Origin of the sequence: Rhodococcus mengyinensis, assembly GCF_048381435.1 — a bacterium.
GTDB classification, from domain to species: domain Bacteria; phylum Actinomycetota; class Actinomycetes; order Mycobacteriales; family Mycobacteriaceae; genus Rhodococcus_F; species Rhodococcus_F opacus_D.
The window spans coordinates 25,429-46,247 of record NZ_JBLWIT010000161.1; the positions used below are offsets into that span (position 1 = coordinate 25,429).

Below are 20,819 nucleotides of genomic sequence, written 5' to 3' on the forward strand. Positions count from 1 at the left end.
CGGTAACGATGGACGCCTGCTCTCGGGAAGAACAGGTGCCGAAGCCGACCCCGCAGGGCGGCTTCGGCGACACATCAGCGCTTCGAGTACTGAGATGCCTTGCGGGCCTTCTTCAGGCCGTACTTCTTGCGCTCGACGGCGCGGGCGTCACGCGTGAGGAAGCCGGCGCTCTTGAGAGCCGGACGGTCCTCGGGGGTGACCTCGATGAGCGCGCGGGCGATGGCGAGACGCAGTGCGCCGGCCTGTCCGGACGGTCCGCCACCGTGCAGCAGCGCCACGATGTCGAAGGACTCGGCACGCTCGACCGTGACCAGCGGAGCCTTGATCAGCTGCTGGTGCACCTTGTTCGGGAAGTAGTCCTCGATGGTGCGGCCGTTGAGCTTGAAGTCGCCCGAACCGGGGGTCAGACGGACGCGGACAACCGCTTCCTTACGACGACCGACGGTCTGGATGGGGCGATCGATCACGATCGGGGCCTGCGGCGCAGCAGCGGCCTCGATGTCCTCGGCGACCTCGGGCTCCTCGACGGACACGTACTCGTCCGCCGCGACCTCGACAGCCTCGGTGATCTCTTCGGGGTTGGACACGTTCTGCTCCTCCGGCGCCGTCACTGGGCCACCTGCTTGATCTCGAATGGCACCGGCTGCTGCGCGGCGTGGGGGTGGTTCGGGCCCGCGTAGACCTTCAGCTTGCTGCTGATGGCGCGACCCAGCTTGTTCTTGGGGAGCATGCCGACGATGGCCTTCTCCACGAGGCGGTCGGGGTTCTTGTCGAGAACCTCACCGACGGAGCGGGACTTCAGACCACCGGGGTGTCCGGAGTGGTGGTAGAGGAACTTGCCCTCACGCTTGTTGCCGCTGATGGCAACCTTCTCGGCGTTGATGATGACGACGAAGTCGCCGCCGTCAACGTGCGGTGCAAAGGTGGGCTTGTGCTTGCCGCGCAGCAAGTTGGCTGCCTGGACGGCAAGGCGGCCGAGCACCACGTCAGTGGCGTCGATGACGTGCCACGTGCGGGTCACATCTCCGGCCTTCGGGGTGTACGTAGACACAGAACTTCCTCGTCTTGTTCAATCCGCTGCTGGCCATTGCGTATCGTCGAGCGATTCCCGGCGGCCAGTTGAGACCCGAGAACCGCCAGCCACTGCGACACGAGGACACAGCGGCGCACGGCACGCCAACGGAGAACAATACCGGTCGGTGAGGCCCAGGGTCAAAACTCACTCGGCGAGCGCATCGGCGAGCTGTTCGACCGCCCACGTCAGCTCGTCCCGTTCGATCACCAGCGGCGGGGCGATGCGGATCGTTCCCTCGTGCGCGTCCTTCGCGAGGACCCTGCGTGCCAGAAGTCTTTCACAGATCGTTCGAGCGGACGGCATACCGTCGGCCAGCTGCACACCGGCCCACAGTCCGCGCCCACGCACCTCCGAGACGTGGTCGGGGGGCAGTTGCGACAGCATGCTGTGCAGGTAGGCGCCCAGGTCACGGCTTCGCTGCTGATACTCGCCGGTCTCGAGCAGGTCCACGACGGCGCTCCCGACCGCGCAGGCGAGGGGGTTGCCCCCGAACGTGCTTCCATGTTGTCCGGGGCCGATCACCGCCATCACCGGCCAGTCGGCGATGACGGCGGAAACCGGCATCAGACCACCCCCGAGTGCCTTGCCCAGGACGTACACGTCGGGGATGACGTTCTCGTGGTCGCACGCGAACGTGTCGCCGGTCCGCCCGAGCCCGCTCTGGATCTCGTCGGCGACCATCAGGACCCCGCGACGAGTGCAGATGTCCCGGACCGCCGCGAGGTAGCCGGGCGGTGGCACCAGCACTCCGGCCTCCCCCTGGATCGGTTCGAGGAGCACCGCCACGGTGTTCTCGGTTATCGCGGCCTCGAGCGCGTTCGCGTTCCCGTATTCGACGGACGCGAAGCCCGCCGGGAACGGACCGAATCCGGTGTACGCGTCCGGATCGGACGAGAACCCGACGATCGAGATGGTGCGACCGTGGAAGTTCCCGGCGCACGTGATCACCTCGGCACGTCCCGGTGGCACTCCCTTGGCGTCGTAGCCCCATTTGCGGGCCAGTTTCAGCGCGGTCTCCACGGCTTCGGCGCCCGTGTTCATCGGCAGTACGGCTTCTTTCCGGCACAGCCGGCTCAGGTCCTCGCAGAAGGACGCGAACCGATCGTGCTGGAAGGCGCGGCTGGTCAGGGTGAGCCGGCCGAGTTGTTCGCTCGCCACCCGGACGAGGGTGGGGTGTGCGTGGCCGAAGTTGAGCGCCGAGTATCCGGCGAGGACGTCCAGGTAGTCGACGCCGTCGATTCCCTTCACCCACGAGCCCGCGCCCGACTCGATCACGACCGGCAGCGGCGAGTAGTTGTGTGCGCTGTGCTCGTCGGCCCTGCTCAGCTGCTCACGCGTGGCATCCGACACGGAAACGACACCGTCCGACATTGCTGGTCACCCCTGATCTTCCGCCACCCGGAGCCTGCGGAAGCCGCGGAGCTCCAAAGTGCTGCATTTGATTCCACCACCGGATTTGAGGAATTCCGAGTAGTCGACCGGCACGGGCTCGTACCCGCGGGCGGACAACTGGCCGGCAAGGCGCGAAGCCTGGACGGGTAGCACCACATTGGCACCGTCGCTGACCAGGTTCAGCCCGAGCCAGTCGGTGTCCGTCTCGGCCGCGATCACCGCGTCGGGATACATCTGCTCGAGCAGAGCGCGACTGTCCGACGAGAACGCCGCGGGCAGGTAGGCGATGGTCGAGTCGTCGAGCACACCCAGGGCGGTGTTGAGGTGGTAGTAGCGGGGATTCACCAGGTTCAACGTGATCACCGGGCGGCCGAGGTGCGCCGAGGCCTCGGCGTGTGACCGCGGGTCGGAGCGGAACCCGGTTCCGGCGAGGATCACGTCGCCGACGACGAGGAAGTCGCCCTCCCCCTCGTTGACGTACCGCGGCAGGGTGGGCCTGATCAGCCCGTTGTCCCGGAACCACCGGAACACGTGCTCAGCCTCGGCCCGCCGCTCGGCGGACCGGTAGCGGGCGCCGAGCGCCACCCCGTCGACGACGAGTCCGCTGTCGGTGACGAACACCATGTCCGGAAGTCCCTCGACCGGGTCGATGGTGAGGACCTCGTGCCCGAGTCGCCGGTAGGTGTCCGCGAGCGCCGACCACTGCGACATCGCACGCTCCCGGTCCACGGGTTCCTCGGGCCGCATCCAGTCGTTGATGGCATAGACGACGTCGAAATACGTGGGCGGGCACATCAGGTAGCTCCGCGAGTGAGCATGCCGCGGGACGCGGGCGGCGTCGCCCGGCACCTCCGCGGTCTCCTCGTACGGATTCTCGGACTCGATACCAGCAGTGGGCGCCATCTCCACTCCCCCTCGATCGGTGTCGGTGAAATCAGTATCCACCCACCAAAAGGCCTGATCAATGCGCTAGCGTTCCATCACATGGATGATTCGTTGCGTCTGGACGGGCTCGATCGGCGGATCGTTGCGCGGCTCGAGCGCAACGCACGGTCCAGCTTCGCCACCATCGGCGCCGAGGTCGGGCTCTCCGCACCCGCCGTGAAGCGTCGGGTCGATCGACTGGTCGAGTCCGGAGTGATCACCGGATTCCATGCGGCGCTCGATCCGCGTGCTCTCGGCCACGGCGTCGAGGTCTTCGTCGAGTTATATTGCAGCGGTCGCACCTCGGCTGTCGAGATCGCACGGATCGTGTCCCGTCACACCGAGGTTCAGGAGGCCTACACCGTCACCGGCGATGCCAACGCCCTCCTCCGCGTCCGCACCACCGACACGGCACACCTCGAACGCACGTTGGAGAATCTGCGGTCGGAGCCGGCCGTACTTCAGACCAAGAGCAGCGTCGTCCTCAGCCGGCTGATACCACCTGCCGACTGACCCACTGCCGGAGACCACTGTGCCCCAGCAATCGTGGATTGCTGGGGCACGCGACGTGTCACGCGAAGATCAGAGCCACGCCGTGGCGTTCCGGTCTTCTGCAGTCTGCATGTCGACGGCGCCGTCCTGGACGACCTTCGAGATCGTCTGCAGAACCTGGAGCAGATCCTCGTGGGCGTTGTCCCACTTCGCCTGCACAGCTTGGTAGTTCTCCCGCGCACCGCTCTCCCACTGCGCCACGAGCCCGTTGACGTAGCCCCGGAGCTCGTCATGCGTCTCGCGCAGCTTCGCTTCGTTCGACTTGATGTCGCTCGCCAGCGCCTGCAACTCGGCAAATCCGTACTTCAATGAAGACATTCGGTGCTCCCCTCGAGCGTGGTAATTGTTCTCGGCGCCGGCGTCAGATGTCGAGCGATCCCGAAGCTCCGGCCGCATGGATCGCATCCTGGTTGGCCTGCTCGGCGGCGTCGTATCCCTTGCCGTTCTCGCGGATCTTCACCGCAATCTCGTCCAGCGAGTCCTGCATACGGCGCGCAGCATCTCCGTACCGAGCCATCAGCTCCATGAACGCCGCCTGAGCCCCACCCTGCCAGGCCGAAGACGACTCCTCGCAGCGGCCCTTGAGACTGTTGATCGTGCCCTGCAGCTGGCTGTTCACCGTCTGCACGTGATTGGCCGCGACCTCCATCTGGCCGACATCGGTAACAACTCCCGCCATTGTGACTCCTTCTGTTCTCGGTGCGGCGGCCCCCTCTGGACTGCCCGCATTCACCCCTACATAAGATTGGACGCATCAGCCGCCCAATCGGTTCCACCGCGGTGGAAGATTCTTCGGCGAAAGGAACGGGGTCACCGAACGATCACCAGCGACCGCACGACCTCTTCGCACACGCTCTCGATCGACTCCCACTCCTCCGCCAGGAACTGACAGCCGACGCTCACCTGGAGGTCACGCTCGACAAGTACGTGCCAACGCACCACGGAGCTCTCGTCGGGAAATTCGCTGTACGCGATGCCGGGTCGACCGCCGAACACGACGTCGCGCTCGAGTTCTCCGAACAGCTCGGGACGGCCGCGCTGCGCAATCTTCGCCGCGAGCGTCGCCGCAACCTCGTCGTATCCGGCTCCCTCTCGAACCGCGCTCTGCGTGATGATGATTCGCCGGTCGGCGCCGCCTGCAGGCACCAGCTCCACCCGGGCGCCGGAAGACGACGACGCGGTGGGAGTGCGCTCCTTCCATCCGCTCGGCAGTGTCACGCGAATTCCGCCCACCTCCAGTCCTGCCGCAGTGGCGGTAGTGGTGGTGGTCGGGGCGGACGCGCGACTGCGCGTCGTGGTCTGAGCCGCCGGTGTCGCACTCGCGTCGAGCGCGCGGACGGATTCGGTGCCGGTGTCAGGCTCGCGAAGAGTGAAGACGAGAACAGCTCCGACGACGACGGCCAGCACCGCGGTCACTGCGAAGAACGTCGGCCGCGTGCTCCGTCGGTCACCGCGCTCCGATCCCTGCAACGCCGGTTCGAGCCAGTTCGCCTGCGGCACAGTCATCGCCGCCGGCTCGTCTGCAGCCTCGACCACGCTGGACGCGAGTGCGCGCGCGATCTCTTCACCGGTGACGATCCGGACGTCGGCATTCGGGGACGCGTGGGCGACCACCGCGTCACGCATCGATGTGCGCTCCTGCGACTCTCCGACGCCCGTCAGGAGTATTCCGTCGACCGGCCGATCACCGCGGGCTCGCGCACCGAGTTCCACGATCGCTGTCGCCCACTCGTCGATCCCCTCGTCGGCGCAGAGCGACGGGTCGTGCTCGCATTCGACGACCCGGTATCCGCCGACCTCGCCGACCACGTAACTGGCCGTTGCCCCCACGGTCCGGCCTTCGAGCACCATCCATCGGCCACCTGACACCGCAGCACCCTCGGCCGCCGCCACGGCAACGGGAACCAGCACCGTGTCGGCGGCAACGCGCGACCCCGCGGCGGACAGCACGTTCCGCCTCTCGGAACCCCACTCCGTCGGGTGTGAAAGTACGGCCGTCGCGATCGGCACAACTTCCCCCGCACTATGGATCGCAGACCGGAACACCCCTGCCAGGGCGTCGGATACCGCGAGAACTCCGCCGTCGACGTCGACGTACTCGTCGTCGACGAACCAGAGCGGCGTCATCTCGTGAGCTGCCGTCGTCACGCCTCGAGCGCAGGACCACATGCCGGATTCAGTGAGATGAATCGCGACCGCCGACATCACAGCGGGGGCATCCACGCGAGCTGGATCAGGCCGGTACCCGCACGGTTGACCAGCGTTCCGCGCCCGGGAGGCATCGCACTCGGACGAACGGTGCCGATGAGATTGCCCTCCTCCCGGTTGCCACTCATCACGAGGCCAGTCGACTGCAGATCACGCAAACGCGCGATGACCGGCTCGTACATTGCGCGTGCCGCACCGCCGGAGCGGCGCGCGATGATCAGGTGGAAACCGATGTCACGGGCGTGCGGCAGGAATTCGACGATCGCGGCGACCGGGTTACCGCTCGAGGTCACGACGAGGTCGTAGTCGTCGATGACGACGAAGACTTCGGGTCCCGACCACCAGGATCGGTCGCGCTGCTGCTGGCGATTGAACCCGGGGCCCGGCATGCGCCCCTTCAGCAGGATCGCGAGGTCCCTCATGTTCGTCGTCAGCACGTCCTCGGACGGCGCGTACGACGCCAGGTGCTCCGTCTCGACGACGCCGAGCATCGTGCGCCGGTAGTCGCCGACAATGATCTTCGCCTGTTTGCTCGTGTTCGACGCCATGATGCCCTCGCAGATGTTGCGCAGGAGCGTCGTCTTGCCGCATTCGGTGTCACCGAACACCAGGAAGTGGGGCTGCTCGGCGAAGTTCAGGAACGTGGGAGCCAACTCGGCCTCGTCGAGACCGATCGGAATCTGCAGACATGCCTGCGCCGGATCGAGGTAGGACGGCCACCCCCCGGCCGCGTGGAGCACGTCGTCGCGGGCGATCTGTGCGGGCAGCATTCGCACCGCCGGGGCGGGCCGGCCGTGTGTCGCGGCGGCGATGGACGACACCGCGTGCGCCACACCGGATGCCAGGTCGGTCGTATCCGAGCTCCCGTCGATCCTCGGCAACCCGACGAGCAGATGCAGGCTGTCGCGGGTCATGCCGCGTCCCGGTCGGCCTTCGGGAACGAGTGCCGCGGTCTTTCGACCGAGGTCGGAATCCGAGGGATCACCGAGGCGCAGCTCGATCCGCGTGCCGAGCTGATCCTTGAGCGCCGGCCGGACCTCGCCCCACCGTGAGGCGGTGAGCACGACGTGCACCCCGTACGACAACCCCTGGGATGCAAGGTTGGTGATCTGCTGTTCGAGAGCCTCGAAGTCCTGACGAATGCTGCCGAAACCGTCGATCACCAGGAAGACGTCCCCGAACGGATCCTGCGCGACCCCGGCCGCCGCGCCGCGGCTGCCGGGATCGGTGGCGCGCAGTCGCCGGAACTCGGCCATCGACTCGACCCCGAGTTCGCGGAAACGCTCCTCGCGCTGACGGACGATGGTGTTCATCTCAGCGACGGTGCGACGCACCCGATCGACGTCGAGGCGGTTGGCGACCGAACCGACGTGCGGCAGCCCCGACAGTCCGGCGAGCGTGCCGCCACCGAAGTCGAGGCAGTAGAACTGCACCTGCTCCGCGGAGTGGGTGGCAGCCAACGACGTGATGAGCGTGCGAATCGCAGTCGACTTGCCCGACTGCGGCCCACCCACCACCGCCATGTTGCCGGTAGACCCGGACAGATCCACGATCAGGGGGTCGCGCCTCTGGTCGTAGGGCCTGTCGATGATTCCGATCGGTGTACGCAGCGAGCTCAGCGCGGGAACCGGTTCGGTGAGAACAGACCCCGGCAGCATCTGGTCGAGGCTCGGCGCGGCGTCGAGCGGCCGGAGCCACACCTCGTGAGCTCGCGGTCCGCGACCCGTGATCCGTTCGACCACCACCTCCATGGTGGTGCGGATCTCCGTCGGCTCCTCGGCCAGGTGGAGCGACTGTGGTTCGTCGAGGATCTCGACGACATCGAGCGCGACCGGTGCGGCCGTGAAGATCTTGGGCCGCAGCTCGACAGCCGCCTCACCCGGCCGTCGGACACTGTCTTCCCGTCCACCCTCGTAGGTACCGGACACGTAGGAGGCCTGGAAACGGACGATCTCCGCGGAATCGCATTTGAGGTATCCGGCGCCCGGGGTAGCGGGCAGGTGGTAGGCGTCCGGAACGCCGAGCACTGTGCGCGATTCGTTGGCCGAGAACGTCTTGAGACCGATGCGGTACGACAGGTGACTGTCGAGCCCCCGCAGTTTGCCCTCCTCGAGCCTCTGACTCGCCAACAGCAGGTGGATGTGCAGCGATCGGCCGAGCCTGCCGATGGCGACGAAGAGGTCCGCGAACTCGGGCTGCTGACTGAGTAGTTCGGAGAATTCGTCGACGACGATGAACAGTGCGGGCAGCGGGTCGAGGTCGGCGCCCGCCTGGCGAGCCTTCTCGTATTCGGTGACGTTCGCGAAGTTCCCGGAGGAACGCAGAAGTTCCTGACGTCGGTTCATCTCACCGGCTAGTGCGTCCCGCATCCGGTCGACCATTGCGAGTTCCTCGGCCAGGTTGGTGATCACCGCGGCGACGTGCGGCGCGTCCTCGAGGCCGAGGAACGTGGCGCCGCCCTTGAAATCGACGAGGACGAGGTTGAGCACGTCGGGCGAATGCGTCGCGATCAGGCCGAGCACCAGTGTCCGCAGGAACTCCGACTTCCCCGAACCGGTGGCTCCGATGCACAGACCGTGTGGCCCCATACCGTTCTCGGCCGACTCCTTGAGGTCGATCTCGACCGGGTGACCGTCCACTCCGACACCGATCGGGACCCGCAGCCGATCGCGGCCCTGGCGGGGCAGCCATGCGTGATCCGGGTTGAGACGGCCGACGTCGCCGATTCCCAGCATCTGGCTCCACGTCTGCACCGGCTGATCGTCGTCGCCCGCGTCCACCGCAGTCTGCGACGCCGTCCGGTACGGCGCGAGTCGCCGGGCCAGCGTCTCGGCCTGATGAGCGCTGACGAGGTCGGCTGTCGCGAATATCTCCACGCCGGCTCCGCTGCGGGCGCCGAGGGATCCGTCCTGCGCCACCAACTGGAGTCCTCGCGTGGCCGTCAGTCGCGGGCAGAAGCCGCTGATGTCGAGAACGGAGACCGAGTCGACCCCGCCGTCGGTGATCATCCCCGATTCGCCCTCGAGAATTCCCCCGTCGACGACGATGACGAACTGTGGGACACCGGGGGCGGCGGGAGCGTTGCGCGAGAATCGGTTACGCATCGACAGCTGCGGGCCGAGCGAAGATTCGAGTTCGAGGATCGAGCCATAGATCATGCGGGAAGTACCGACACCGTCCGACGAATCGGGATGCTGCGCGTGCGGCAGCCACTTGGCCCAGTCCCACTCGTGCTCGGTGTCGGGGCCACACACGACGGCGACCAGAAGATTGTCCGGGCCGTGGAATGCGCACAACTGCATGAGCATCGACCGCACCAGGGACCGTGCAGTACCGCGTTCCCCTTCCACGGAGATGGCCGCGAAGCCGCGTAGCGACACCGCGGTCGGCAGATCCTGAACGACGGAGTGCGCGCGGACGAAGCGACGAAGGGACACCGCGGCAACCGGTTCCAGATCCTCCACCGGTCCGGTCTCCGGCGCGATCAGGCGGGTTGCGAGGCGCTGGCTGCCCCGGCCGACGCGCACGTGGCAGTAATCGGGGTCGGTGACGCGGCGCTCCCACATACGTGCCGTGCCTGCGATGGTCCACAGCAGGCCGGGCTCGGGGTGGCTCCAGTCGAGCGCCTTTCGCTGCTGCTCGGCGGTCTCGTCGACGTCGCGGCGCAACTGATCGAGGTAGCGCAGGTAGTCCTTGCGGTCTTCGTTTGCCTCCGCCGCTTTCGGGCCGCCGCGGCCGCCACCGGCCAGCATGCCGAGCATCGACACCATCATCATGACGGGAAAGAGCATCGACATCGGATTGCGAGCCATGCCCGACGAGAACATCAGGGCCATCATCCCGACCATGGCGACGACCATGACCACGGGAAGGAGCTTGGTCAGAAGGTTTCCCGGTACCAGGCGTGGAATCTCGGGCGGAGCCTGCAGGCTCACTTCGCCGCCCGGAATGCGCGGGACTTCCCGTCGCGCCTTGCGCACGAACCGAATAGTGCTCACTACTCGCCCCCCATGACTACAACCGCCCCGAAAAAACCGTGCAGCCGATCCGATCCCGGAACTCCGGGTCGCCCCCCTGGGCTCGATCCGCGAAGTCAGACACTAACCCATGAGGGGCGAGCGGGCATAGGGAAGGTCCGCGCCCTGCCGGACACTGGAGGCGGCGTCCGCCGTGTCGTAAGGTCACCGGTGATCAAATCGGATGACGATCTGTGACCGGTCGTCGATCGGTGTCGTAACGGCGCAGATGGGGTTGTGCGTCGCAGAGTTGGGGGAAATCGCAGTGTCCATCACGCATGACGAATCGCGGGGATCCGCCTCGTCCACCCGTCCCGGTGCCGCAGCAGATCTCTGCCGGATCACCGTCCTGTCGACGCATTCGCAGGTCGACATGGCCGTGCCGTTCGGTGTGCCGCTGGCCATCCTCGTTCCGGGCATCGTCGACACCATCCGCACCCATCGCAGTGCCAACGACTTCGACGACTCGCTCGAACAGTACGAACCCAGCGAGTGGGTGCTCGCGAAGATCGGGCACTCGCCGCTCTCGACCACGTTGACGTTGCACGAGCACGGAATCCGCGACGGCGATCTCCTCGTACTGCAGAGCGTGCACGCCAGTGCGCCGCCGCCGCTGTTCGACGACATCATGTACAACGTGGCGGTCGCCGACGCGGAAGGCGACCGTGAGTGGACCCGGGGTTCCGCACGGGTCGTGGGCTCCGTCGCCGCGGTGCTCGGCACCGTCGTCGGATCATTCGCGCTGCTGTGGTCCGGGGCGGGGTCCGGAGGATTCCTGGGGGCGGGGTGTGCACTCGCGACGGCCTTACTCTTCCTGATCGCCGGCGCGGTCACCGGTCGCCTCTACGGCGACGCGGCAAGCTCTGTCGTCCTCAGCGGATGCGCCGTTCCCCTCTCGTTCGCGGCCGGGATGCTGTTCGTGCCCGGCGATCTCGGCGCTCCGCACCTGCTCCTCGGACTCGTGCTGGCGGGCACCACCGCCGTTCTTGCGCTGCGACTGGGCGGTGTCGGATCACGACTGTTCACGGCCCTGTCGGTGTCGTCCCTGTTCGGTTCGCTCGCCGCCCTCGTGGCGACTCTGTTCGGCAATCCGGTTTCCGCTGTCGGCGCGGGTGTCGTGGCGGCGGCGCTGATCGGACTCGCCTTCTCGGCCCGGGTGGCGATACTCCTGGCGAAACTTCCACTGCCTCCCGTCCCGGCGCCGGGCACCTCGGTCGATCCGTCCGAGGACGACCCGGACGACGAGGTGACGATGCCGTCGTTCGACTCTCTGGCACAGCGTGCGGCACGCGCCCGCAAGTACCTCACCGGTCTGGTCGGCGCGATGACAGCACTCGCCGTGATCGGCGCCCTCATCGCGGCGCAACCCGGTGTGTCCGATGGAATCTTCTGGCCCGGGCTCTCTCTCGCCGTCGCCACCGCCGCCGTGCTGATGTTCCGGGGACGCACGTACAGCAGCGCCGAGCAGGCGGTACCGCTGATCGCGGGCGGGGTGACGATACTGGTTCTGCTGCTCACCGCCGCAGCCGTTGCCGTGCCCGACTTCGCGATCGCGTCGTTCGCCGTCGCGATCCTGTTCGCCGTCGGTGGGCTGGTACTGGGAATCCTCGCCCCTCGCCAGACGTTCTCCCCCGTGATGCGACGGGTGGCCGAGCTCATCGATCTGGCGGTGATCGCGTCGATCGTTCCGCTGGTGTGCTGGGTGACCGGTCTCTACTCGCTGATGCGTGGACTGTGAGGCGCCGGCTCATCCGCGTCGTCCTGGCCACCGCGGTCGTGGCGGTCACCGCCGCCGTGGGTCAGGGCGGCGCCTCTGCTGTCGTGCCCGCTCCCGTGGACGCCGGGCTCATTCCACCGAAGGACAGCACGAAGGTCGAGAAACGCCGGCCGTGCAAAGACGCTGTGCGCGTGCCGGACGGCCCCGACATTCCGGTTGCCCAGCGCGATCTCGACTTTCAATCGGTCTGGCCGATCACCCGGGGTGCCGGTCAGATCGTCGCGGTGATCGACACCGGCGTCTCCCCGCATCCGCGACTTCCCGGCCTCATGGACGGCGGTGACCTCGTGGGGACGGAGACCGGCACGGTCGACTGCGACGCGCACGGCACGCTCGTCGCCGGGCTGATCGGCGCCGCGCAGGTTCCCGGTTCCGGTTTCGCCGGTGGTGCACCGGATTCCCGGATCCTGTCCATCCGGCAGACGAGTAGCGCGTACAGCGCCGCAGGCCAGGCCGATCAGGTCGACAACGCGGGCAACTCGGTCGGCGGATACGGGAACGTTGCCACGATGGCGACGGCGATCCGGCGTGCAGCCGACTCGGGCGCCACGGTCATCAACATCTCCGAGGTCGCGTGCAAGACCGCCGCCGAGGGAATCGGCGATGGCGACCGGTATCTGGGGTCGGCCGTGAAATACGCCGTCACGGTGCACAACGCCGTGGTGGTCGCGGCGGCAGGGAACTTCGGTTCGGGAGAATGCACGCTTCAGAATCCGGCACACGATCCCCTCCGTCCCGGCGCCGATCTGTGGGACTCCGTCAGCACCATCGCCAGTCCTGCCTGGTACGACGACTACGTGCTGACCGTCGGCTCCGTCGAGGCGAACGGATCACCGAGCGAGTTCAGCCTGGCCGGCCCGTGGGTCGACGTGGCAGCTCCGGGGTCCGGTCTGACCTCGCTGCATCCGACTAACAGCGACCTGACGAATACGACGTACGGCGTGCAAGGCAACGCGGAGCCGGTAAAGGGCACGAGTTTCGCAGCGCCGTACGTCTCGGCGACCGTCGCGCTGGTCCGCTCACGGTTCCCGCAACTGTCCGCACAACAGGTCATGGCCCGGATCGAGGCCACAGCGCATGCGCCGGCGGAGGGGTGGAATACGTCTGTCGGGCACGGGATCATCGATCCGCTGGCCGCAGTCACCGCTGACGTTCCCCTCGACGGTGCCACCGTCGATCAGTCGACTTCCGTCGCGGTCGAGGCGCTCCCGGCGGCTGCTCCCCCGGATCATCGACCGCGCAACGTCGCTGTCGCGGCAACAGCGACGCTGGGCGCGCTGCTCGTGCTCGGCGTCCTGGCGTCGTTCCCCCTCCGCCGCCGGTTCCAGTCGGCGACCGGTCGGCGCTGACCGAACCTGCTCAGTTGGACCCCGACGCGACAGCGGCCGGGGCTGCGTCCGGGGCGATTCCGTCGTGCGCGACGAGCGCCGACGACTTCCCGAGCGCCGGGCCCTGCGCCAGGAGGCCGAGAATCTGCCACGGTGCGAGAGGGCGAGCGCCGTCGACACCCAACGCCTTGGCGGAGTCGCCATCCGGGATACCGAACCGGACTCCCGTGTCCGCGACGAAGAAGCTGCTGTCGCGTCGCGTGCTCGTAGGCTCGATGCCGGTCGACTGCACGAAACCGCTCGTACCCGGCTGCGCGTACACCGAATCCGCGTTGTCGCCCGCGTCGTCCGCCTGGGCCAACTCGACCGCGCGAGCGTCGCCGGGAATCGGAAGGGTGCGACCCGCTACCAAGGACAGCTCGGCCGCCGGACCGCTCGCGCTCGACTCGTCCGGTGCACGGAGTGGCTGCCACGACAGGCAGCTCACGGGGCTTTCCGACGCATCGACGATTTTCGGCGCCGACTCCGGAAAGCTGTCCACCGCAATCCGCTCCACGGAGGGGATCCGATTCATCGCGTCGGGCGTGATGCTGGACATCTCGGTGTCGCCGTGCGAGTCCGACAGGAAGATCAGGTTCGCGACAGCCGAGCTGATCTTCTGGATTCCGTCGCGGAGGACGACGTAATGCGTGGTCTCGGAGCCGATCAGCACCTGGAAGACGGATCCCACGACCTTGTCCTGCAACGGATACCGTGGGCTGCTCCCGGCCCCCGGGACGACGGGCGCGGCGAGCGGCGGCACTTCGGGGACGGCGTTGACGAAACCCTTGCTCACCGGGCGTGGCCGGGCGCCTTCGAGGCCCAGCGCGCGGGTGACCGCCGGATCGTCGAGGTCGATCCTGGCCCGCTTGCCGTCATAGATCAGGTACGACGCATCAGGGGTCGACGCGAGCAGCGCCTGATCTCCAGTGAGGGTCCCGCCACCCTCGGAGCTCTCGGTCTCGCCGACGATGACCGATGTTGTGACGGAGCGATTTCCGTCCGCTGCGATCGAGTCGCACACCGTCCACGGCGTCATCGCGGCGGGGTCTCCCGCCGGCAGCGCAGAGGGCGCGCCGGGGATCCCGACGAGGGCACCGCGGGGACGGGTGTCGAGTTCGGATTCCTTGACGATCACCGGATTCTCGGGCTTTCCGACGATGAGCCGGGCAGACGCGAGATTCAGCACGGGACGGAGGGTGTCGCCCATGACGACGAACATCGCGCCCGAATCCTTACCGACGACGATCGACGCGTCGCCGATCTTGTCCTGCGGACGGAACAGTGCCAGCGCGGCGCAGCCGGCGAGTCCGAGCGACGCAATCACGACCCCCACCGCGAGTGCGCGCGACTGCGACCGCATGGGGTCGTGCAACATTCGGACGTCGCGACGCACCAGGGCGTGCTCCATCCGTCTGACCAGAAAGCGATACCCGTTGACCTGCCACCGCGTGGTGGGTGTTACAGCCATTGTTCCTCCCCCGTGCTGCACAGCGCTCGGGGTGACACAGTACAGTTCCATCGACAATCTTCACGGCGGATGGGTACGGGTCTGCTGGGTTCAGGTATTCGGGGGAGGAACCATGGACCGTTCGCACGTCACACGCCGGCCGTCGTCTCTTCGGTTCTCGGCGACCGAGATGATCGTGGCGCAACTTCTGGGGGTGGCCGGCGGGGTCGCGGCCTCGCTGTGCGGGCTGGTGTGGTGGGGCGCCGTCGTCGTCGCGGTCGTCCTCGTTCTTGCTGCGCTCGTCCGCGTGGGCGGCTGGTCGAGCGTGGATTGGGCCCTGACGTGCTGGCGATATTGCACCAAACCCGGTCGGACGCAGTCTCGCACCGTCAGCTTCCAGGCACCGACAGGCCAATCCGTCGGGCTCCGCTGGGACGGCGGCGGCGTGGTCGCCGTCGTCGAGGTCCTTCCTCCTGCGGGGAGCCTCACGCAGATCACCCGGGACGGATTCCAGACGACGCACGAACTTCCCACCGACGCGCTCGCCGCGTGTCTCGTGCAGCACGACATCTCGCTGAGCGGGATCGACATCGTCAGCCACGGTTATCGTGCCGCGGCCGGCTCCCCCGCCACCGATGTGTACGACAGGCTGGTCGGTCCGCTCCCGGCGACCGCGACCCGGATGGTCTGGGTCGCCCTGCGATTCGACGCCACCCAGAGTGTTGTCGCCGCGGCGCGGCGCGGCGGCGGCGAAGAAGGCGCGTCGCGCGCGATCACGATCGCGGCAAGCCGCGTCGTGCGTGCACTGGCCGATTCCGGCTGCCGCGCGCGCATTCTCACCGCACCGGAAATCGAATCCGCAGCGCTGCAGATCAGTCGGGGCGTCGATCCGAAGACCTTCACGGAGACGTGGAAGCATGCACCGCTGCCCGGAGTGTGCAACACCGGCTACGGTGTCGATCCGCGCTACCTGACACGAGACCTGCTCGCGAAGCTCTGGGTTCCGTCGAGCCTCGGCACGACCGTGACGATCCGGCTGCGCCCCAGCGGACACGACGGTCAGGTGAAGGTCGGCGCGGCCTGCCGGGTCACCACCCGGACGATGCCCGAGTCGCTCACGATTCCCGGGCTCGTCTCGATGCGGGGCAGGCACCGGGACGGACTGCTGTCCAATCTCCCCGTCGCGATGCCGGATCTCGACGACGTGATGCCGTGCACCGACATGTCCGTCGAGGACCTGCGTGCGCTGCAGTTGCCGCCTGCGGGGTGCGGCCAGCTCATCGGCTCCGACGACCACGGGCACGGAATCACCGCCCGCATCGCAGGTCCCGGCGTCGGCATGGTCTACGTGGCGGGCGAGTTGTATCTCGCCCAGCAACTGGTGTTCCGCGCCGTCGCGACCGGCGCCCGGGTGCTCATCCACACCGATCGGCCCGACGCGTGGTCGTCGTTGATCGACTCCATCGCCACACCCGACCGGTTGCGGATCGCCGGCCACAATCCGCAGTCCGACAACAGGTTCAACACGGTCGTGTTCGACGGCGTCAACGCGCTGCCGCCCCGCGCCGGGGTCACCGCGATCTATCTTTACGGAGAACCGAGCCAGTGGCCCGGTGCCGAACCGGACTTGTCGATAGTCCAGCCGAATGCGCTGGGCGATCGCATTCTTCTGTCGACCGGAGGGACGAGCATCGAACTGATGCTGGTCACGATCTCGTCCGAGACGGCGTTCATCGGCCGGCCTCGCGCGGTGGACGAGTACGTGCCGGTCCACCAGTACTAGGCCCCGGAATCCGATTCCCTCCCTCCAGGCCCGCCCTCCCGGGCAATCCAGATCAGGTGCCACCCGTCCGTGCGGCAGTCCCGTTCTTGCGCTGGTTGGCATGGAAGCGCGCCTTCTTCTGACGATTCCCGCACGTGTTCATGTCACACCATTTGCGGGTGCGACTTTGACTGGTATCGAAGAAGGCGGCTTGGCACGTTGGCGATGCGCACAGGGCCAATTTTCCGTCTCGTTCGCCTGCGATGATGCTGATCGCGTCGGCGGCGATCACGCTGAGGGCATCTTCCACGCAGGAAGCCGAGCTGAGTCGCCATCGCCGCTTACCTTCCGGCGTCAGGATAGCCGCGGCCCGACCCTGAGCGCTGCAGTCATTGATGACTTGGACAGCAGACGCAGGGAGAGAGTCCTGGATCGCGGCCGCTGTCGCGGCGGCGTGAATTGATTCCCTCAGTTCCCGAGCGAGTTCGAGCTGGGCGGTGGTGCAGGACTCCACGGCGAGGCCGTTCACTGCCAGCCAGTCGACGAGTCGCTGCGGCGTGGGAATGCGCTCTAGAGCGTTGCCGCGCCGCTCCGTCAGAGTCGCCGTGAAGCTGGTCGCTAGCACGTTTCCGAGGCGAAAGTCAGGAAACTCGGCTCGCATGGAACCACCTTAGCAGGTTGCACCCTGTGATCGGACATGCTAGAACCGTCTTAGACGGTTCGCGAAAGGTTGTATCCGGTTCCACGATTGCCAGGAGGTCTCATGCCCCGTCCAACCAGCGACGTGCAAGCATTTGAAGCCCACGCAACAGACGCTGAACTCGACGATCTGCGCACGCGATTAGCCGCGGCGCGGCTACCGGAGGCCGAGACGGTCCATCACGCCGCGCCCGACCCTCGCCGATGGGAACAGGGCGTTCCGCTCGCCGACCTCGTCGATGTCGTGAACTACTGGCGCACCGGGTACAACTGGCGGTCGTTCGAAGAGCGCCTCAACCGTATCGGCCAGTTCCGCACGACCATTGATGATCTGGGAATCCACTTCCTGCACCGCCGATCCGCGCGCGCAGATGCCACTCCTCTGATCGTGACGCACGGCTGGCCAGGCAGCATTGCCGAGTTCGTCGATGTCGTAGACGAGCTGGCAGATCCGCAAGATGCAGACGCGCCGGCGTTCCACGTCGTGGTCCCATCGCTGCCGGGCTTTGGATACAGCGACAAGCCGGCCACCACCGGGTGGGGAACCGAAAAGATCGCAGCCGCATGGGTGGAACTGATGGGAAGGCTCGGCTACAGCAAGTTCGCAGCCCACGGCGGCGACTGGGGAGGCAATATCACCACGGTCCTCGGCGGCAGGTTCCCGGCGCACGTTCTCGGCATCCACACAACGTTCGCGGAGGCACCGCCCGGGTTGACAACGGACGGGCTGACGGCGGCCGAGCGCAAATGGACCGAGGAAACCCGCGATTTCTGGCGCCACCACGCGGCGTACGCGAAGCAGCAGGCGACCCGACCGCAGACCATCGGCTACTCGCTCGTCGACTCACCGGTCGGGCTTCTTGCCTGGATCCTGGACAAGTTCGCCGAGTGGACAGATACCGAAGACAGCCCGTTCGAGACGATTTCCAGAGACCGCGTTCTCGACAACGTCACCCTGTATTGGCTGACGCGGACCGGCGCATCGTCGGCCCGCATCTATTACGAAAGCCACAACTCGCTGGACCCCGAACTTCGGGTCGACGTCCCGTCAGCAATCAGTATGTATCCCCGCGACATCGAGAAGTGTCCGCGTCCCTGGGCACAGGAGCGGTACCGACAAATCGTCCGATGGAGGTCGCCCGAGATCGGGGGACATTTCCCGTCGCTGGAGGTTCCCGAGTATTTCGTCAAGGACCTGCAAGAAGGCCTGGCGGCAGTGCTGGCCGCTCATCGGTGAACGCGGCGCTGGGTGCCGGAACTCGGAATTGGTCCGGGGATCTGAGCTACGCGCCGAATGCTCTGCGCGGCGAGGAGTCTCGGTTGAAGACCTTTGCGGTAGCGTTCCTGGGTTTCTTCCCAATCGTTGTGTGCCCGGGTTGATCGCATCCACCCGTGCATGTGACCGCTGTCCGCGCGGAATTCGTTTGCCGGGCAACGACTCTTCCTGGGCCTACTAGCCGGGGTACGGGGTGGTTCCGCGCTGTACGCGGACCGCGTCGGCCCACCATGCCAGCTGCGCCAGCATGCGGTCCGCCGAGTCGATGGCGGCGCCGTCGGTCGTCTGCCCCTGGTCGTCGAATCGCTTGCGCACCTGGTGGAAACTCACGCTCTGCCGCACCGACACCATGTGCAATTCGGCCACCACCTGGCGCAGCTGTTCGGTTGCCCGGAGCCCGCCGGCCAACCCGCCGTACGACACGAAACCGATGGGCTTCGAGCGCCATTCGTGTTTGACGCTGTCGAACGCGGTCTTCAGCGCTGCAGGGTAACCATGGTTGTACTCGGAGGTGACGGCCACGAACCCGTCGGCTCTGCCCACTCGCTCCCGGAATTCGTCCGTCGCGGGCGATGCGCCGAGATCCTGCGGCAACGGCGTGTCCGCGAGATCGATGATGCCCACGTCCAGCCCCGGGTAGGCGCGAGCACGTTCGGCGAACCAGCCGGCGACGACGGGAGCGATCCGGCCCACTCTGACGGATCCGATGATGATCTCGATCCGGACGGGTGCGACTGCGGTCATGAACAGGCTCCTTCTCTTCCGGAGCCATCGTAGGTGCTGGCGCCTCGGCTACCGCGGTGGTGATCGACTCCGCAGGTTCCGGTCAGTCGCCGCAGCAGCCGCCCGGCACGGTCCTGACGTCCCGGGTGATCTTGTTGCGTGCCGCCAGATCCGCGTCGTCCGGGTAGTCGACGCGCACCAGGGTCAGTCCGTGCGCCGGGGCCACCAGGATCGAACTCGACCGCGACTTCTCCTGGAGGAGTCCTTCGATCCAGCCGAGGTCGCGGCGCCCCTCCCCCACGGCGAGAACCGCACCGACGAGACTGCGCACCATCGACCAGCAGAAGGCGTCGGCGCTGACGAAGGCCGTGAACACGTCGCCGTCGCGCTCCCAGTCGAAACGTTGGAGATCGCGGACGGTCGTGGCGCCTTCCCGGCGTTTGCAGAACGCCGCGAAGTCGTGCAGACCCAGCAGTGTCGCGGACGCCGAGCGCATGAGTTCGAGGTCGAGAACCTTCGGATACGACACGGTGTCCCGGGCTCGGAGCGGATCGGCGCCGTAGGCCGCCGACGTCAGCCGGTATTCGTAGTGCCTGCGCATCGCGGAGAACCGCGCATCGAAGTGTTCGGGCGCGAAGGCGATCCGCTTGATCCGCACGTCCTTCGGCAGGAACCGCGCGAGCCTGCGGACCAGCCGGGATGGGTCGTCAGGGAGGGCGTCGACCGGAACATCGACGTGCGCCACCTGTCCGGTGGCGTGGACCCCGGCGTCGGTGCGCCCCGCCACCGTGAGTTGCAACGGTGTACGCAGGACGGCGCCGAGCTTCTCCTCGATCTCCCCGCACACCGTGCGCAGCCCGTTCTGGCGGGCCCACCCGGAGAAATCGGTTCCGTCGTACGCGATGTCCAGGCGCAAGCGACGGGTCCCATACGAAACGGGCCCGCCGTCCCTCGGGGGGACGACGGGCCCGTTCGATTCAGCGTGTGCCGAAACCAAGTGGACTAGTCCTTCTTGGCCTCTTCGGCCTCGGGGGCGTCGGCCGCGGTGGCGGTCTCGTCCTCGATGGCCTCGACAACGGCGTCAGCGTTCTCGACCTCGGCGTCGGTTGCCTCGGTCTCGACGGCCTCGACGACGTTCTCCTCGGCGGGAGCAGCAGCCGGCGCATCCTTCGATGCCTTCACGCGACGAGCGCGGTCGGCCTCGGAGGTGACGGTCTTCTCCTTGACGAGCTCGATGATCGCCATCGGCGCGTTGTCGCCCTTGCGGGGGACCGTCTTGATGATGCGGGTGTAGCCGCCGTCACGATCGGCGTAGAACGGGCCGATCTCCGCGAACAGGGTGTGCACGACATCCTTGTTGCGGATGACCTTCAGAACCTCGCGACGGTGTGCCAGGGTTCCGGCCTTGGCGTGCGTGACGAGCTTCTCGGCGTACGGGCGCAGGGCCTTGGCCTTGGACTCCGTGGTGGTGATGCGGCCGTGCTCGAAGAGCGCGGTAGCCAGATTGGCGAAGATCGCCTTCTGGTGCGAAGCCGACCCGCCGAAGCGGGCACCCTTCTTGGGCTTGGGCATGATGATCTCCTAGTAAAGGACCGTGA

General features: G+C 67.1%; 18 protein-coding genes. 5 read left to right on the forward strand and 13 right to left on the reverse strand.

What is annotated here, in order from left to right:
- Positions 1-74 precede the first annotated feature (74 nt).
- The 4 genes from rpsI to ddaH form a co-directional block, all read right to left on the reverse strand.
- Positions 75-611: a 30S ribosomal protein S9 gene (gene rpsI, locus ACNJ7E_RS42595; protein ID WP_005239729.1), complete on the reverse strand. Its 537-nt coding sequence runs from the start codon at positions 609-611 to the stop codon at positions 75-77.
- Positions 608-1,051, reverse strand: a complete 444-nt coding sequence (gene rplM, locus ACNJ7E_RS42600; protein ID WP_005239728.1) for a 50S ribosomal protein L13 — start codon at positions 1,049-1,051, stop codon at positions 608-610. Before rplM ends, rpsI begins: the two co-directional genes overlap by 4 nt.
- Positions 1,052-1,219: 168 nt before the next feature.
- Entirely contained in the window at positions 1,220-2,446 is a 1,227-nt protein-coding gene (gene rocD, locus ACNJ7E_RS42605) for an ornithine--oxo-acid transaminase (protein WP_418342617.1), read from the reverse strand.
- 6 nt (positions 2,447-2,452) lie between these two features.
- Positions 2,453-3,370: a dimethylargininase gene (ddaH, locus tag ACNJ7E_RS42610; RefSeq protein ID WP_418342618.1), complete on the reverse strand. Its 918-nt coding sequence runs from the start codon at positions 3,368-3,370 to the stop codon at positions 2,453-2,455.
- 81 nt (positions 3,371-3,451) lie between these two features.
- Between ddaH and ACNJ7E_RS42615 the strand changes: the two genes are divergently transcribed.
- Positions 3,452-3,904: an Lrp/AsnC family transcriptional regulator gene (locus tag ACNJ7E_RS42615; RefSeq protein WP_005239716.1), complete on the forward strand. Its 453-nt coding sequence runs from the start codon at positions 3,452-3,454 to the stop codon at positions 3,902-3,904.
- Between the two features lie 69 nt (positions 3,905-3,973).
- Here ACNJ7E_RS42615 and ACNJ7E_RS42620 read toward each other — a convergent pair whose 3' ends face one another.
- From ACNJ7E_RS42620 to eccCa, 4 genes are all read right to left on the reverse strand, one after another.
- On the reverse strand, positions 3,974-4,261 hold the full coding sequence (locus tag ACNJ7E_RS42620; RefSeq protein ID WP_283332988.1) for a WXG100 family type VII secretion target: 288 nt from the start codon (positions 4,259-4,261) through the stop codon (positions 3,974-3,976).
- 43 nt (positions 4,262-4,304) lie between these two features.
- Entirely contained in the window at positions 4,305-4,622 is a 318-nt protein-coding gene (locus tag ACNJ7E_RS42625; RefSeq protein WP_144286073.1) for a WXG100 family type VII secretion target, read from the reverse strand.
- Between the two features lie 131 nt (positions 4,623-4,753).
- Complete coding sequence (locus ACNJ7E_RS42630; protein ID WP_418342619.1) at positions 4,754-6,091, reverse strand: type VII secretion-associated protein; 1,338 nt, start codon at positions 6,089-6,091, stop codon at positions 4,754-4,756.
- A gap of 56 nt (positions 6,092-6,147) precedes the next feature.
- Complete coding sequence (gene eccCa / locus ACNJ7E_RS42635) at positions 6,148-10,149, reverse strand: type VII secretion protein EccCa (RefSeq protein WP_418342620.1); 4,002 nt, start codon at positions 10,147-10,149, stop codon at positions 6,148-6,150.
- A 283-nt stretch (positions 10,150-10,432) separates the two neighbouring features.
- On the opposite strand from eccCa, the gene eccD reads away from it, so the two are divergent.
- Positions 10,433-11,905, forward strand: a complete 1,473-nt coding sequence (eccD, locus tag ACNJ7E_RS42640) for a type VII secretion integral membrane protein EccD (RefSeq protein ID WP_418342621.1) — start codon at positions 10,433-10,435, stop codon at positions 11,903-11,905.
- Positions 11,902-13,293 carry a type VII secretion-associated serine protease mycosin gene (gene mycP, locus ACNJ7E_RS42645; protein WP_418342622.1) on the forward strand — a complete coding sequence of 464 codons (1,392 nt, stop codon included), beginning with the start codon at positions 11,902-11,904 and terminating at the stop codon, positions 13,291-13,293. The genes eccD and mycP overlap by 4 nt, the downstream gene beginning before the upstream one ends.
- 10 nt (positions 13,294-13,303) lie before the next feature.
- Here the strand turns inward: mycP and eccB are convergent, their stop codons facing one another.
- Positions 13,304-14,782 carry a type VII secretion protein EccB gene (eccB, locus tag ACNJ7E_RS42650; RefSeq protein WP_418342623.1) on the reverse strand — a complete coding sequence of 493 codons (1,479 nt, stop codon included), beginning with the start codon at positions 14,780-14,782 and terminating at the stop codon, positions 13,304-13,306.
- Positions 14,783-14,894: 112 nt separating this feature from the next.
- Between eccB and eccE the strand changes: the two genes are divergently transcribed.
- A complete protein-coding gene (eccE, locus tag ACNJ7E_RS42655; RefSeq protein WP_418342624.1) occupies positions 14,895-16,544 on the forward strand; it encodes a type VII secretion protein EccE in 1,650 nt (549 codons plus the stop codon).
- A 52-nt stretch (positions 16,545-16,596) separates the two neighbouring features.
- On the opposite strand, the gene ACNJ7E_RS42660 is transcribed toward eccE, so the two are convergent.
- Positions 16,597-17,184: a CGNR zinc finger domain-containing protein gene (locus ACNJ7E_RS42660; protein ID WP_418342625.1), complete on the reverse strand. Its 588-nt coding sequence runs from the start codon at positions 17,182-17,184 to the stop codon at positions 16,597-16,599.
- A 102-nt stretch (positions 17,185-17,286) separates the two neighbouring features.
- Here ACNJ7E_RS42660 and ACNJ7E_RS42665 point away from each other — a divergent pair, with 102 nt between their 5' ends.
- On the forward strand, positions 17,287-18,459 hold the full coding sequence (locus ACNJ7E_RS42665; RefSeq protein ID WP_283332980.1) for an epoxide hydrolase family protein: 1,173 nt from the start codon (positions 17,287-17,289) through the stop codon (positions 18,457-18,459).
- Positions 18,460-18,675: 216 nt separating this feature from the next.
- Here the strand turns inward: ACNJ7E_RS42665 and ACNJ7E_RS42670 are convergent, their stop codons facing one another.
- The 3 genes from ACNJ7E_RS42670 to rplQ form a co-directional block, all read right to left on the reverse strand.
- Complete coding sequence (locus ACNJ7E_RS42670) at positions 18,676-19,242, reverse strand: NADPH-dependent FMN reductase (protein WP_418342626.1); 567 nt, start codon at positions 19,240-19,242, stop codon at positions 18,676-18,678.
- 82 nt (positions 19,243-19,324) lie between these two features.
- Positions 19,325-20,137, reverse strand: a complete 813-nt coding sequence (truA, locus tag ACNJ7E_RS42675; protein ID WP_280782640.1) for a tRNA pseudouridine(38-40) synthase TruA — start codon at positions 20,135-20,137, stop codon at positions 19,325-19,327.
- 86 nt (positions 20,138-20,223) lie between these two features.
- Positions 20,224-20,793, reverse strand: a complete 570-nt coding sequence (rplQ, locus tag ACNJ7E_RS42680; RefSeq protein ID WP_418342627.1) for a 50S ribosomal protein L17 — start codon at positions 20,791-20,793, stop codon at positions 20,224-20,226.
- Positions 20,794-20,819 lie beyond the last annotated feature (26 nt).

Bases quoted from the DNA above. Each gene is read 5' to 3' on its own strand.
- rplQ (WP_418342627.1), bottom strand. From the start codon at position 20,793: ATGCCCAAGCCCAAGAAGGGTGCCCGCTTCGGCGGGTCGGCTTCGCAC.
- eccE (WP_418342624.1), top strand. From the start codon at position 14,895: ATGGACCGTTCGCACGTCACACGCCGGCCGTCGTCTCTTCGGTTCTCG.
- eccB (WP_418342623.1), bottom strand. From the start codon at position 14,782: ATGGCTGTAACACCCACCACGCGGTGGCAGGTCAACGGGTATCGCTTT.
- ACNJ7E_RS42625 (WP_144286073.1), bottom strand. From the start codon at position 4,622: ATGGCGGGAGTTGTTACCGATGTCGGCCAGATGGAGGTCGCGGCCAAT.
- ddaH (WP_418342618.1), bottom strand. From the start codon at position 3,370: ATGGCGCCCACTGCTGGTATCGAGTCCGAGAATCCGTACGAGGAGACC.
- ACNJ7E_RS42670 (WP_418342626.1), bottom strand. From the start codon at position 19,242: ATGACCGCAGTCGCACCCGTCCGGATCGAGATCATCATCGGATCCGTC.
- rocD (WP_418342617.1), bottom strand. From the start codon at position 2,446: ATGTCGGACGGTGTCGTTTCCGTGTCGGATGCCACGCGTGAGCAGCTG.
- ACNJ7E_RS42665 (WP_283332980.1), top strand. From the start codon at position 17,287: ATGCCCCGTCCAACCAGCGACGTGCAAGCATTTGAAGCCCACGCAACA.
- ACNJ7E_RS42660 (WP_418342625.1), bottom strand. From the start codon at position 17,184: ATGCGAGCCGAGTTTCCTGACTTTCGCCTCGGAAACGTGCTAGCGACC.
- ACNJ7E_RS42615 (WP_005239716.1), top strand. From the start codon at position 3,452: ATGGATGATTCGTTGCGTCTGGACGGGCTCGATCGGCGGATCGTTGCG.
- ACNJ7E_RS42620 (WP_283332988.1), bottom strand. From the start codon at position 4,261: ATGTCTTCATTGAAGTACGGATTTGCCGAGTTGCAGGCGCTGGCGAGC.